General features: G+C 53.7%; 12 protein-coding genes. 1 reads left to right on the plus strand and 11 read right to left on the minus strand.

Annotated elements, in window-relative coordinates:
* Window positions 1-92: 92 nt before the first annotated feature.
* Window positions 93-1,100, plus strand: coding sequence for a luciferase-like monooxygenase (locus tag MUU51_RS09230; protein WP_258967647.1), 1,008 nt, complete (start codon window positions 93-95; stop codon window positions 1,098-1,100).
* A 94-nt stretch (window positions 1,101-1,194) separates the two neighbouring features.
* Here MUU51_RS09230 and mtr read toward each other — a convergent pair whose 3' ends face one another.
* The 11 genes from mtr to rimP all read right to left on the minus strand — a co-directional run bounded on the left by mtr (window position 1,195) and on the right by rimP (window position 14,776).
* A complete protein-coding gene (gene mtr / locus MUU51_RS09235; protein WP_258967648.1) occupies window positions 1,195-2,439 on the minus strand; it encodes a tryptophan permease in 1,245 nt (414 codons plus the stop codon).
* 155 nt (window positions 2,440-2,594) lie between these two features.
* Window positions 2,595-4,553 carry a DEAD/DEAH family ATP-dependent RNA helicase gene (locus MUU51_RS09240; protein ID WP_159772181.1) on the minus strand — a complete coding sequence of 653 codons (1,959 nt, stop codon included), beginning with the start codon at window positions 4,551-4,553 and terminating at the stop codon, window positions 2,595-2,597.
* Window positions 4,546-4,623 carry a protein YrbN gene (gene yrbN / locus MUU51_RS09245; RefSeq protein WP_110510645.1) on the minus strand — a complete coding sequence of 26 codons (78 nt, stop codon included), beginning with the start codon at window positions 4,621-4,623 and terminating at the stop codon, window positions 4,546-4,548. The genes MUU51_RS09240 and yrbN overlap by 8 nt, the downstream gene beginning before the upstream one ends.
* Before the next feature lie 110 nt (window positions 4,624-4,733).
* Complete coding sequence (gene nlpI / locus MUU51_RS09250) at window positions 4,734-5,621, minus strand: lipoprotein NlpI (protein WP_125352435.1); 888 nt, start codon at window positions 5,619-5,621, stop codon at window positions 4,734-4,736.
* Between the two features lie 108 nt (window positions 5,622-5,729).
* Window positions 5,730-7,865 carry a polyribonucleotide nucleotidyltransferase gene (gene pnp, locus MUU51_RS09255; protein WP_159772184.1) on the minus strand — a complete coding sequence of 712 codons (2,136 nt, stop codon included), beginning with the start codon at window positions 7,863-7,865 and terminating at the stop codon, window positions 5,730-5,732.
* Window positions 7,866-8,112: 247 nt separating this feature from the next.
* Window positions 8,113-8,382, minus strand: coding sequence for a 30S ribosomal protein S15 (rpsO, locus tag MUU51_RS09260; RefSeq protein ID WP_097164217.1), 270 nt, complete (start codon window positions 8,380-8,382; stop codon window positions 8,113-8,115).
* 146 nt (window positions 8,383-8,528) lie between these two features.
* Window positions 8,529-9,473, minus strand: a complete 945-nt coding sequence (gene truB / locus MUU51_RS09265) for a tRNA pseudouridine(55) synthase TruB (protein ID WP_258967649.1) — start codon at window positions 9,471-9,473, stop codon at window positions 8,529-8,531.
* On the minus strand, window positions 9,473-9,874 hold the full coding sequence (rbfA, locus tag MUU51_RS09270; RefSeq protein WP_258967650.1) for a 30S ribosome-binding factor RbfA: 402 nt from the start codon (window positions 9,872-9,874) through the stop codon (window positions 9,473-9,475). The genes truB and rbfA overlap by 1 nt, the downstream gene beginning before the upstream one ends.
* 222 nt (window positions 9,875-10,096) lie before the next feature.
* A complete protein-coding gene (gene infB / locus MUU51_RS09275; protein ID WP_159772190.1) occupies window positions 10,097-12,784 on the minus strand; it encodes a translation initiation factor IF-2 in 2,688 nt (895 codons plus the stop codon).
* A gap of 24 nt (window positions 12,785-12,808) precedes the next feature.
* Window positions 12,809-14,296: a transcription termination factor NusA gene (gene nusA / locus MUU51_RS09280; RefSeq protein WP_159772193.1), complete on the minus strand. Its 1,488-nt coding sequence runs from the start codon at window positions 14,294-14,296 to the stop codon at window positions 12,809-12,811.
* A 27-nt stretch (window positions 14,297-14,323) separates the two neighbouring features.
* Window positions 14,324-14,776, minus strand: a complete 453-nt coding sequence (gene rimP / locus MUU51_RS09285) for a ribosome maturation factor RimP (protein WP_159760211.1) — start codon at window positions 14,774-14,776, stop codon at window positions 14,324-14,326.
* Window positions 14,777-14,822: the final 46 nt, after the last annotated feature.

The raw sequence follows: 14,822 nt of genomic DNA on the forward strand, positions 1-14,822 counted from the left end.
AGATGCAGCTTTTCTGGCCGGCGCAATTCTCCTGCGCGAGGCTGGAAGAAGACCTTCAATCTGATGACAATGCTGTAGCAAAGTGAGCCGTTATGACTGACAAAAATTGTGCATTCTCGGTGCTGGATCTGGCGCCGATCCCTCAGGGTTCTTCAGCGAAAGAAGCCTTTTCCCATTCGCTCGACCTCGCCCGCCTCGCGGAAAAGCGCGGTTACCACCGTTACTGGCTGGCAGAACACCACAACATGAGTGGGATAGCCAGCGCCGCGACCTCGGTGCTGATTGGCTATCTGGCCGCTAACACCTCGACACTTCATCTCGGGTCTGGCGGGGTGATGTTGCCCAACCACTCTCCATTAGTCATTGCCGAACAGTTCGGCACCCTGAACACGCTTTATCCAGGCCGTATCGATTTGGGGCTGGGGCGTGCGCCAGGTAGCGATCAACCGACGATGCGCGCCCTGCGCCGTCATATGGGCGGTGATATTGATAATTTCCCGCGCGATGTCGCCGAACTGGTTGACTGGTTTGACGCGCGTGACCCTAATCCGCAAGTGCGTCCGGTACCGGGCTACGGTGAAAAAATTCCGGTGTGGCTGTTGGGCTCAAGCCTGTACAGCGCCCAGCTTGCTGCACAGCTGGGACTGCCGTTCGCCTTCGCCTCGCACTTCGCGCCCGATATGCTATTCCAGGCATTGCAGCTCTATCGTACTCAGTTCAAACCGTCAGCGCGTCTGGAAAAACCGTATGCGATGGTCTGCATCAATATCATTGCGGCCGACAGCAACCGGGATGCGGAATTCCTGTTCACGACCATGCAGCAGGCGTTTGTGAAACTGCGTAGGGGCGAAACCGGGCAACTGCCGCCGCCGATTCAGAACATGGATAACTTCTGGAGCCCGGGCGAGAAGTACGGCGTCGATCAGGCGCTCGGTATGTCTTTGGTGGGGGATAAAACGAAAGTTCGCCATGGGCTGGAATCGGTGCTGCGTGAAACGCAGGCTGACGAAATCATGGTCAACGGACAGATTTTCGATCACCAGGCGCGTTTGCACTCGTTCGATTTGGCGATGCAGGTAAAAGAGGAGTTGTTGGGATAATTTTTGTTTGTTGCCCGGCGGCACTGCGTTTGCCAGGCCTACAGATTTATTGCCACACAGGCCCGGCAAGCATTGCGCTGCCGGGCACTAACGATTATTGATACACCGGCAACAGATTGAAGCTCGACAGGAAATGCACCACCGCATTACCCACGCCGAAGACCAGAATCAGGGCAATCATCGGCTTACCGCCCCATACGCGGAACTGCGGGCTGCCAAAGCGCTTGCGTGATTTACGTGCCAGCAGCGCAGGCACAATCGCCGCCCAGATGGTCGCCGCCAGACCGGCATACCCAATCGCATACAGAAACCCGTTCGGCCACAGCAGGCCACCAATCACCGGTGGAACAAAGGTCAGCAACGCGGTTTTAAAACGTCCGAGCGGCGCATCGTCAAACTTGAACAGATCCGCCAGGTAGTCGAAGAGGCCCAGCGTCACGCCGAGGAATGAACTCGCGACGGCGAAGTTTGAGAACACAACCAGTAACAGATCCAGACTGCGGCTGTTCAGCACGCCGCTCAGCGCCTGCACCAGCACATCAATGTTACCGCCCTTCTGCGCAATGCCGATAAATTCCGGACGCGGGATATTCCCCATCGTCCCCAGCAGCCACACCACATACAGGCCCAACGCCAGCAGCGTGCCATACACCAGGCACTTCACGATGGTCTTAGGATCTTTACCGTAATACTTCATCAGGCTTGGCACATTACCGTGATAGCCGAACGACGCCAGACAGAACGGCAGCGTCATCAACAGATACGGCAGATAGGTCGCGTGCTGTTCCGCCACGTTAAACAGCGTTGGGGACTCGACGTGGCCTAGCAGGCTGCCAAAGGTCAGGAAAAAGGTGATCACTTTCGCGCCGAGGACAATCGCCGTCATTCGGCTGACGGCTTTGGTACTGAGCCATACCACAAACGCGACCAGAAGCGCGAAGCCCAATCCGGCCAGACGCGGCGGTACATTCAACGACATTTCACTAAACGTGTGGTGCAGAATCGAGCCGCTCGCCGAGATGTAGGCGTAGGTCAGAATGTAGAGCACAAACGCAATCGATAGCCCGTTGATGATGTTCCAGCGCTTGCCGAGCAAGTCTTTGGTGATGGTGTCGAAGCTCGAGCCAATGCGATAGTTGAGGTTGGCCTCAAGGATCATCAGCCCGGAATGCAGCATGCAGAACCAGGTGAACACCAATGCCGCCAGCGACCAGAAGAACCACGCTCCGGACATGACCACCGGCAGCGAGAACATCCCTGCGCCAATAATCGTTCCGCCGATAATCACTACTCCGCCAATCAATGACGGCCGGGTTGCTGTGGTGGTCAATGTCGCCATAGCGCCTGCTCTCCAGAAGAAAATAATCTAATTAGGTTTTATGCGCAGCACTGTACCAGTACACGAGTACAATTGAAATAAAAAAAGCCCCGATAATAAATACCGGGGCTGTATCGTTTACTTTACGTCAGTAAACGCAGTTTTTTATCTGGCAATTACGCTTCGGTAGGACGACGACGCACTGGCGCATCATCACGACGTGGCGCACGGCCACCTTCGCGACGCTCACCGCTGAAACGGCCTGCACCACCTTCACGACGTTCACCGCTGAAGCGACGACCTTCACCACCGCGACCGCCTTCACGACGCTCGCCGAAACCGCCACGACCACCAGCAGGACCACCACGACGCTCACCACCACCGGTGTGCGGCACTGCATCACCGACCAGCTGCATGTTCATCGGCTTGTTCAGGATGCGGGTGCGAGTAAAGTGCTGAAGAACTTCACCCGGCATACCTTTCGGCAGCTCGATAGTAGAGTGGGTACCGAACAGCTTGATGTTACCAATGTAACGGCTGCTGATGTCGCCTTCGTTAGCGATAGCGCCAACAATGTGACGAACTTCAACGCCGTCATCGCGACCCACTTCAATGCGGTACAGCTGCATATCACCAACGTCACGACGTTCGCGACGTGGACGGTCTTCACCGCTACGCTCTGGACGGTCGCCACGTGGGCCACGGTCATTACGATCGCCGCGCGGAGCACGGTCATTACGGTCGAAACGCTCGTCACGATCGCGGAACTCACGCTTAGGACGCATCGGTGCATCTGGTGGCAGGATCAGAGGACGTTCGCCCTGAGCCATTTTCAGCAGTGCTGCGGCCAGCGTTTCCATATCCAGCTCTTCTTCAGCAGAAGGCTGAATTTTTGCCAGCAGACCGCGGTAGATATCCAGATCGCTGCTTTCCAGCTGCTGCTGAATTTTAGCGGAGAACTTAGCCAGACGACGCTCACTCAGCAGTTCACGGGTCGGCAGTTCAACTTCTGGAATAGTCAGCTTCATGGTGCGTTCGATGTTACGCAGCAGACGACGCTCACGGTTCTCAACGAACAGCAGTGCACGGCCAGCACGACCTGCACGACCGGTACGGCCGATACGGTGGACGTAAGACTCGGAGTCCATTGGGATGTCGTAGTTAACAACCAGGCTGATACGCTCAACATCCAGACCACGGGCCGCAACGTCGGTCGCGATCAGGATGTCCAGACGACCATCTTTCAGACGATCCAGAGTCTGCTCACGCAGGGACTGGTTCATGTCACCGTTCAGCGCGGCGCTGTTATAGCCACTCTGTTCCAGCGCTTCAGCCACTTCCAGGGTCGCATTTTTGGTACGTACGAAGATAATCGCCGCATCAAAATCTTCTGCTTCCAGGAAACGCACCAGCGCTTCGTTCTTACGCATGCCCCAGACAGTCCAGTAGCTCTGGCTGATGTCAGGACGGGTCGTTACGCTAGACTGAATGCGTACTTCCTGCGGTTCTTTCATGAAGCGACGGGTAATACGACGAATCGCTTCTGGCATGGTTGCAGAGAACAGAGCGGTCTGATGACCTTCTGGGATCTGAGCCATAATGGTTTCAACGTCTTCGATGAAGCCCATACGCAGCATTTCATCAGCTTCATCGAGGACCAGACCTTTCAGGCTGGACAGGTTCAGCGTGCCACGTTTTAAGTGATCGAGCAGACGACCTGGGGTACCGACAACAATTTGTGGTCCCTGACGCAGGGCGCGCAGCTGTACGTCATAACGCTGGCCACCGTAAAGGGCCACAACGTTTACGCCGTGCATATGTTTAGAGAAATCCGTCATGGCTTCAGCAACCTGAACCGCCAGTTCGCGGGTCGGTGCCAGCACCAGAATTTGTGGTGCTTTCAGCTCTGGATCAAGGTTGTGCAGCAGCGGTAAAGAGAACGCTGCAGTTTTGCCGCTACCCGTCTGGGCCATACCCAGTACATCGCGGCCACCCAGCAGATGTGGAATACACTCTGCCTGGATTGGAGATGGTTTTTCGTAGCCCAGATCGTTCAAGGCTTTAATGATGGAGTCGTTAAGACCCAGATCGGAAAAAGTAGTTTCGATAGTAGTAGTCTCGATGGTATCAGTCATGTAGTACACGTGCCTCGTAGATGGCGGCCAGTCTACATAACTCATCGTGAAATTGACCTGCAATTTTCATTGAAAAGTGTGAACCGGCTCAAATTTGGGTAATTAACGAACAATAAAGCCCTCACCCGTGAAGATGATGGCAATCAAAAAAGAATATGGTCTGATTTGTATGTTCGTCAGCTATTGCTGGTCCGATTCTGCCAGGTCATCTTGCTCCTGGCCCAAGAGCGCTAATTCCAACAATGCGTATCGGTGCTCAACAAAGTTATGAACGTTGTTAGCGACCGCCAGTTTGAACAGTGCCGTAGCGCTGTCCTTGTCCCCCAGACTTAGGTAGTACTTACCTAAATAGAAGTTTGTTTCACTGAGATGTTCAGCGAGCGAGGTGTTATCCGTTGCGTCCGTCTTCAGGCGATCCATCAGCGTTGCTTCGCTAATGTCACCGAGATAGAACTCGACAATGTTCCATCCCCATTGCTCTTTGTCCGATTTTTCATAGCGCTGCTTGAGTGCTACGACAGCCTGCTTCTCATCGAGCTTCCGCTCAACGATGTATAGCCACAGACTACGGAAAGGATCATTGGGATCGTCTTGATAAAACGCCAGCAGATCATCTTGCGCTAACTTAGCACGACCACCGTAATAAAGCGCGATGCCGCGGTTCAGATATGCGTAATTGTAAGTTGGATCAAGCTCAAGTACAGAATCAAACGCTTCATAGGCAGCATCAAAATTGCCTGCCTGCGTTAAATAAATGCCTAAGTAATTGAATACTTCAGGCATATCGGGTCTGATTGCCAGCGCTTGCGAGAAATCGTTACGCGCTAATGCCCTCAAACCGAGACTATCATACAACACTCCGCGCTCATATAAAAGCTGTGCGCGTTCATCATCGGATAAAGCCCGACTGGCAAGAATTTGTTCCATACGTGCCAGAATCACTTCTTGCTGCAATGTCGGTTGCAATGGCACCGCCAGGACTTCACTCTTACGCCAGGCAGAGGAGTTGCTGCATCCTGCCAGCGTGAGTGCTGTCGCAACGAAACACCAGCGCAAAAAAGGCTTCATTTCCCACTCCCGAAGACAACAATTGGATGAACGTCCTGTTCCCCGGCTGCTAACAAGCGTCCTGCCCGGAATGCGCCCTCCGCAAAGGCGGAGGGCTAATAAGCAACCTTACTCGCCCTGTTCCGCTGCCGGAGCTTCCGGCGCGGCCGCAGGCTGAGTTTGCTCAGTCGCTTCTTTAATGCTCAGACGGACACGGCCCTGGCGATCAACTTCCAGAACCTTAACCGGTACTTCCTGACCCATCTGCAGATAGTCAGTCACTTTCTCTACACGCTTGTCAGCGATCTGAGAAATGTGTACCAGGCCTTCTTTACCGCCACCGATAGCCACGAAGGCACCGAAGTCTACGATACGGGTAACTTTACCGTTGTAGATGCGGCCCACTTCGATTTCAGCGGTGATCTCTTCGATACGGCGAATAGCGTACTGCGCTTTGTCACCGTCGGTCGCTGCGATCTTCACAGTACCGTCATCTTCGATTTCGATGGTGGTGCCGGTTTCTTCAGTCAGCGCACGGATAACAGAGCCGCCTTTACCGATAACGTCTTTGATCTTGTCCGGGCTGATCTTGATGGTGTGAATACGCGGTGCGAATTCGGAGATGTCGCCACGCGGTGCGTTGATCGCCTGTTCCATCACGCCCAGGATGTGCAGACGCGCACCTTTGGCCTGATTCAGAGCAACCTGCATGATCTCTTTGGTGATACCTTCAATTTTGATATCCATCTGCAGAGCAGAGATACCTTCGCGGGAACCCGCAACTTTGAAGTCCATATCGCCCAGGTGATCTTCGTCGCCGAGGATGTCGGACAGAACCACGAAGTTCTCGCCTTCTTTCACCAGACCCATCGCGATACCTGCTACTGCAGATTTAATCGGTACGCCTGCATCCATCAGTGCCAGGGAAGCACCACACACGGAAGCCATGGACGAAGAACCGTTAGATTCGGTGATTTCAGAAACCACACGAACGGTGTACGGGAATTCGTCGGTGGTAGGCATAACTGCCAGCACGCCACGCTTCGCCAGACGGCCGTGACCAATTTCACGACGCTTCGGTGAGCCAACCATACCGGTTTCGCCCACAGAGTACGGAGGGAAGTTGTAGTGGAACAGGAAGCTGTCAGTGCGATCGCCCATCAGTTCGTCGATGTTCTGTGCGTCACGTGCGGTACCCAGAGTTGCAGTAACCAGCGCCTGAGTTTCACCACGGGTGAACAGTGCAGAACCGTGAGTACGCGGCAATACGCCAGTACGCACATCCAGGCCACGGATCATATCTTTCTCACGACCATCGATACGCGGTTCGCCAGCCAGTACGCGGCTACGTACTGCAGTTTTCTCGATACCGTGCAGGATGTCGCCCAGTTCATTAGCGTCCAGCGTTTCGTCTTCAGCAACCAGGGTCGCGATCACTTCAGATTTGATAGCATCAATCTGAGTGTAACGTTCCTGCTTGTCGGTAATGCGGTATGCATCGCTCAGACGAGACTGTGCCAGACCGGCAACGCGCGCATGCAGCGCTTCGTCGATGACTTCTGGCTGCCAATCCCAACGTGGTTTACCGGCTTCTTTCACCAGGTCGTTGATATTCTGGATAACGATCTGCTGCTGTTCGTGGCCGAACACCACGGCGCCCAGCATCTGGTCTTCGCTCAGCAGTTCAGCTTCAGATTCAACCATCAGTACAGCGGCTTCGGTACCGGCAACAACCAGGTCCAGTTTGCTGGTTTTCAGCTCTTCCTGGGTTGGGTTCAGTACGTACTGGTCGTTGATGTAACCCACGCGCGCAGAACCGATTGGGCCATTGAACGGAAGACCGGACAGGGACAGGGCTGCGGAAGCACCAATCATTGCCACGATATCAGGGTTAACCTGCGGGTTTACGGACACAACGGTCGCGATAACCTGAACTTCGTTGATGAATCCTTCCGGGAACAGCGGGCGAACCGGGCGGTCAATCAGACGCGCAATCAGGGTTTCACCTTCGCTTGGACGGCCTTCACGACGGAAGAAGCCACCAGGAATTTTACCAGCAGCGTAAGTACGCTCCTGATAGTTAACAGTCAGCGGGAAGAAGTCCTGGCCTGGTTTAGTTTTTTTCTGACCCACAACGGTAACGAATACCGCGGTGTCATCCATGCTAACCATAACGGCAGCAGTCGCCTGACGCGCCATCATGCCGGTTTCCAGGGTGACCGTGTGCTGGCCATACTGGAATTTACGAACGATCGGATTCAGCAAAATTTTATCCTTTCAAGATGAGTAACGGGACACCATTGGATGTGCCGTTTAAAGACTCGATCCTCTTGCATCCTCGCGACTAATGACAATCCTAACCAACGGTTAAGTCTCTCATTAGCCGCGCGAAACGCTGCAATGAAGATCATTTGTTTCAGCAATACAAACAATACATGAGTTTCATGTTAATTGCTGCCATCTGGTTGAAAAAAGGGGCCATAAAGGCCCCTCTTTCTGAAACTCGCCAGAACTAGCGACGCAGACCCAGACGCTCAATCAGCGCGGTGTAGCGTGCTACATCTTTACGTTTCAGGTAGTCGAGCAGTTTACGACGCTGAGAAACCATACGCAGCAGACCACGACGGCTGTGGTGATCTTTTTTGTGCTCAGAGAAGTGACCCTGCAGGTGGTTGATCTGTGCAGTCAGCAGAGCAACCTGAACTTCGGTGCAGCCGCTGTCGTTAGAACCACGACCAAACTCGGAAACGATTTTTGCTTTAGCTTCAACGCTTAGAGACATTTTAAACTCCAGAATTAAAAAGTAAAAAGGGTGCCGATCTCTAATTCAGCGACCCCAGGATTAACGTCTTCACGCAGGCGAACCTTAATTCAGACGTTAAGCGGCAATATTCTACCCGTAGCGACATGTTATCGCAAGACAGGCGATTATTGCGGATACTCGACGACCAGACGACGCGGCGCGACACGGCCTTCATCATCAATCTCGCCCATACCGATGAATTTGCCGTCTTCGCCTTCCGTCACGCGCACCAGACCGTGGACTTGCACGTCAGCCGTACGAACCGGATTGCCATTTTTAAAGTACACAGAGGACGTCAGGGGCAAATTCACAACCGGGAAATCTTCAGCCGGGCTGTCCATTGGCATCAACAGTGGATCCAGCAGTTGCGCCGCAGGAATATCCTGCTCTTCAGCCTGCGCAACCAGCGCCTGCAAATGCTCCAGCGTCACCATCCTGTCGACCGGGTAACGGCTAACGGCCAGACGACGCAGCATCGTAACGTGCGCCCCGCAGCCGAGCTTTTCGCCCAGATCATCAATGATGGTGCGGATATAGGTGCCTTTCGAACAGTGGATTTCCAGCTCCAGCTCATCCCCTTCGTGGCGAATAAACAGCAGTTCATACACCGTTATCGGGCGCGCTTCACGCGGGACTTCAATACCCTGGCGAGCGTATTCGTACAGCTTTTTGCCCTGGTATTTTAATGCAGAGTACATCGACGGCACCTGCATTGTGTCTCCACGGAAACTTTCCAGTGCGCTGGCAAGCTCGGTGGCGCTGAACGTCATCGGACGCTCTTCAACAACCAGGCCATCGGCATCTGACGTATCAGTACGCTGCCCCAGCTTCGCGATCACGCGGTAGCGTTTGTCGGAGTCGAGCAGGTACTGAGAAAACTTGGTGGCTTCACCAAGACATACCGGCAGCATACCGGTCGCCAGCGGATCCAGAGCGCCTGTGTGCCCTGCGCGGTTTGCGTTATAAAGTCGCTTCACCTTTTGCAGAACGTCATTGCTGGACGCGCCTTCCGGTTTATCCAGCAGCAGTACGCCATGAATGTCACGACCACGACGACGAGGACGACTCATCAGTCCTCCTTGTTGTCATCCGGGTTCACACGACGTTCTTCGTCATGCTTTACCACGTTGGTCACGAGGTTGGACATACGCATACCTTCGACCAGCGAGTTATCGTAGAAGAAGGTCAGTTCCGGCACGATACGCAGACGCATGGCTTTACCCAGCAGCGTACGGATGAAACCAGACGCGTCCTGTAACGCACGGATGCCCGCTTTCACAGCGGCTTCATCTTTGTCGTTCAGGAAGGTGACGAACACTTTGGCATAAGCCAGGTCACGGGAGACTTCAACACCGGATACGGTAGTCATCAGGCCCAGACGTGGATCTTTAATTTCGCGCTGCAGGATGATAGCAATTTCTTTCTGCATCTCCTGGGATACGCGCTGTGGGCGACCAAATTCTTTCGCCATAATAAATTCTCCAGATAAAAGACAAAAAAGGGGCCAAAGCCCCTTTTTAGAATTATTGCCGGGTGGCGCTTCGCTAACCCGGCCTACAAGATCGTCAAATCCACTAAGAATTTTGGGTTGCGACAAGGCGGCAAGCTTGTGAATCCCCGGGAGCATAGATAACTATGTGACCGGGGTGAACACGTGCAGCCAACGCAGTCGCGGCCCAAAAGGCGACGTGGATTAATCGATGCTGCGCTGAATCTCGATGATCTCGAACACTTCGATCATATCGCCGACGCGTACGTCGTTGTAGTTCTTAACGCCGATACCACATTCCATGCCGTTACGGACTTCATTGGCATCATCTTTGAAGCGGCGCAGGGATTCCAGCTCGCCTTCATAGATAACCACGTTGTCACGCAGGACGCGGATTGGGTTGTGACGCTTGACCACACCTTCGGTAACCATACAACCTGCGATGGCACCAAATTTCGGCGATTTGAACACGTCGCGAACTTCAGCCAGGCCGAGGATCTGCTGTTTCAGTTCTGGAGACAGCTTACCGCTCATTGCCGCTTTCACTTCGTCGATCAGATGATAGATGACGGAGTAGTAACGCAGATCCAGGCTTTCGGATTCAATAACACGGCGCGCAGAAGCGTCAGCACGTACGTTGAAGCCAACCAGAATTGCGTTGGACGCAGCAGCCAGGGTTGCGTCGGTTTCGGTGATACCACCTACGCCAGAACCGATGATTCTCACCTTCACTTCATCGGTAGAGAGTTTCAGCAGAGAGTCGGAGATTGCCTCTACAGAACCCTGTACGTCCGCCTTCAGAACGACGTTCACTTCGTGAACTTCGCCTTCGGTCATGTTGGCAAACATGTTTTCCAGCTTGGATTTCTGCTGACGAGCCAGTTTAACTTCACGGAATTTACCCTGACGATACAACGCAACTTCACGCGCTTTCTTCTCGTCACGAACAACCGTTACTTCGTCACCGGCAGCCGGTACACCAGACAGGCCGAGGATCTCAACCGGAATGGACGGACCTGCTTCCACAACTTCCTGACCCAGTTCGTTACGCATCGCACGAACACGACCGTATTCGAAGCCACACAGAACGATGTCACCTTTGTTCAGAGTACCTTCACGAACCAGAACGGTAGCAACCGGACCACGACCTTTATCCAGGAAGGATTCGATGACTGCACCGCTTGCCATACCGTTACGAACCGCTTTCAGTTCGAGAACTTCAGCCTGCAGCAGGATAGCGTTGAGCAGGTCGTCGATACCGGTACCTGCTTTCGCAGAAACGTGTATGAACTGGCTCTCGCCGCCCCACTCTTCCGGCATGATGCCGTACTGGGACAGTTCCTGCTTAACGCGATCCGGATCGGCTTCCAGCTTATCGATTTTGTTCACCGCTACCACTACCGGCACCTGCGCCGCTTTCGCGTGCTGGATTGCTTCGATAGTCTGTGGCATCACGCCATCGTCTGCGGCAACAACCAGAACCACGATATCCGTCGCCTGCGCACCACGAGCACGCATGGAGGTAAACGCGGCGTGGCCCGGGGTATCCAGGAAGGTGATCATGCCGTTGTCAGTTTCTACGTGGTAAGCACCGATATGCTGGGTAATACCACCCGCTTCGCCGGAGGCTACTTTAGTAGAGCGAATGTAGTCGAGCAGAGACGTTTTACCGTGGTCAACGTGACCCATGATGGTCACAACAGGTGCACGCGGTTCAGCCGCTGCGCCAGTGTCACGGTCGCTCATTACGGCTTCTTCCAGCTCGTTTTCACGACGCAGGATAACTTTGTGGCCCATCTCTTCGGCAACCAGCTGTGCGGTTTCCTGGTCGATGACCTGGTTGATGGTCGCCATTGCGCCCAGCTTCATCATTGCTTTGATGACCTGAGAGCCTTTAACAGCCATTTTGTTTGCCAGATCGCCAACGGTGATGGTTTCACCGATGATAACGTCACGGTTAACGGCCTGAGCTGGCTTCTGGAAGCCCTGCTGCAGAGCGGAACCTTTACGCTTGCCGCCTTTACCACCACGAACAGAAGCGCGGGCTTCTTCACGATCGGCTTTGGATTCAGCATGCTTGTTGGCTTTCTTAGGACGAGGCGCTTTAGCAGTACGGGTACGGCTACGGCCGCCTTCGCTTTCACGATCGTTTTCATCTTCAGCCTGGCGCGCATGCTGAGAGGTGGTCACGTGATAATCGCTGTTGTCTTCAGTCGGCTCAGCCGCTGTATTAACACCGTTTTTCTCGTTTTCAGCGGCCATGCGGCGTGCTTCATCCGCAACGCGACGCGCTTCTTCTTCAAGCTTACGGCGCGCTTCTTCTTCCGATTTACGCTTCAGCTCTGCAGCTTCAGCTTCACGGCGGGCTTTTTCAGCCTGGGCGGTTTTTGTCATATCGTCGGTCTGTTGATTGCTCACTTTGTCTTTTTCCGCAACTTCACGTTTCGCTTTATCAGCGGATTCACGTTTAGCTTGTTCTGCGGCCTCACGTTCAGCTTTTGCCTGTGCCTCACGCTTGGCTGCTTCTTCAGCCTCACGGCGGGCTTGTTCTTCCGCTTCACGCTTCGCTTCTTCTTCAGCCAGACGGTCGGCTTCCTGCGGGTCACGTTTTACAAAGGTACGCGTTTTGCGGACTTCAATCTGCACCGATTTGCTCTTACCACCAGTACCCGGAACGCTCAGGGTACTGCGAGTTTTACGCTGCAGCGTCAGCTTGTCAGGCGCCGAACCGTGTTCACGGTTCAGGTGTGCCAACAAGGTCTGTTTTTCTTGTGCGGTCACAGAGTCGTCAGCTTGCTTCGGGATGCCTGCATCAGCGAATTGCTGTACCAGGCGGTCCACGGAAGTCTGAATCTCTGCGGCCAGCGTTTTTACGGTTACATCTGTTGTCATGCTGTTCCTTCCTGCTACAGTTTATTACGCTTCGTCGCCGAACCAGCAAATATTACGTGCGGCCATGATGAGCTCACCGGCTTTCTCGTCGGTTAAATCTTCAATATCAGCCAGGTCGTCAATGCCCTGATCGGCGAGATCTTCCAGCGTACAAACACCGCGGGCAGCCAGCTTAAATGCCATTGCACGATCGAGACCTTCAAGGTTCAGCAGATCGTCAGCCGGTTTATTATCACCGAGGCTTTCTTCCTGAGCCAGCGCCAGCGTAGTCAGTGCGTTTTTCGCACGTTCACGAAGTGCCTCAACGGTCTGTTCATCCAGTCCGTCAATTTCCAGCAGTTCTTTCATTGGCACATAGGCCAGTTCTTCCAGGCTGGAGAAACCTTCTTCTACCAGCACGGTCGCGAAGTCTTCATCAATTTCGAGATATTTGGTGAAGGTATCGATAGCCGCGTGTGCTTCCGCCTGATGCTTCGCATTCAGATCGTCAACGGTCATTACGTTGAGATCCCAACCACTCAGCTGAGACGCAAGACGGACGTTCTGGCCGTTACGACCAATTGCCTGCGCCAAGTTGCCCGCTTCTACCGCAATATCCATGGTGTGTTTGTCTTCGTCAACAACGATAGACGCCACGTCGGCCGGAGCCATCGCGTTAATCACGAACTGCGCTGGGTTATCGTCCCACAGCACGATATCGATACGCTCGCCGCCCAGTTCAGTCGAAACTGCCTGAACACGTGCGCCACGCATACCTACGCAAGCACCAACTGGATCGATACGCTTATCGTTGGTTTTCACCGCGATTTTCGCACGGGAACCCGGATCGCGCGCTGCCGCTTTGATCTCGATAACTTCTTCACCAATTTCTGGCACTTCAATGCGGAACAATTCGATCAGCATTTCCGGCTTAGAACGGGTGACGAACAGCTGAGCGCCACGCGCTTCTGGACGTACGGAGTACAGTACACCGCGAATACGGTCGCCTGGGCGGAAGTTTTCGCGCGGCAGCATATCTTCACGCAGGATCACAGCTTCAGCATTGCTGCCCAGATCCAGAGAGATGTTATCGCGGTTCACTTTCTTCACCACGCCGGTAATGATTTCACCTTCGTGTTCACGGAACTGATCAACAACCATCGCGCGTTCCGCTTCGCGGACTTTCTGCACGATAACCTGCTTCGCGGTTTGAGTGGTGATACGGTCGAAGGTCACAGATTCAATCTGGTCTTCAACGTAATCACCCACGTTCATGCTTTCATCTTCGTAGCGAGCAGCTTCCAGCGTGATTTCGCGGGTTGGCAGCGTAACTTCTTCGACCACTATCCAACGACGGAAAGTGTCAAAGTCACCGCTCTTACGATCGATGCTAACGCGAACCTCAATTTCTTGTTCGTATTTTTTCTTTGTAGCCGTTGCCAGGGCGCTTTCCAGCGCTTCGAAAATCTTCTCGCGCGGCAGCGATTTTTCATTGGAAACGGCTTCAACAACAGCCAAAATTTCTTTGTTCATCGGGGCCTTTCACCTCAATCCAGACTGTTAAAAGTGGGGAACCAGGTTCGCCTTCTGGATGTTACTCAGCGCGAACACTTCATCTTTGCCTTCGACTGTAACAGTGATCATCTCACCGTCTACCGCTTTGATAATGCCCTGCCATTTACGACGGTTCTGAACCGCCATGCGCAGGACCAGCGTGACCTCTTCACCGAGGAAACGCGTGTAATGTTCAGCGATGAACATAGGACGGTCGAGCCCTGGTGAGGAGACTTCCAGGTTATAAGCGACGGTAACGGGGTCTTCGACATCCATGACGGCACTGACCTGGTGGCTCACATCAGCACAATCATCAACATTGATGCCATCTTCACTATCAATATAGATGCGCAGCGTAGATGTGCGACCGCGAATGAATTCGATGCCGACCAGCTCGAAGCCCAGAGCCTCAACCGGCGCTTTAAGCATCTCTGTTAATTTCTGTTCTAATGTGGACAAGCCCACCCCCAAGACGTAAAAAAAGGGCATAAAGCCCAGTTATTCT

This window comes from Scandinavium manionii (genome assembly GCF_024764775.1).
Taxonomy (GTDB): Bacteria; Pseudomonadota; Gammaproteobacteria; order Enterobacterales; family Enterobacteriaceae; genus Scandinavium; species Scandinavium manionii.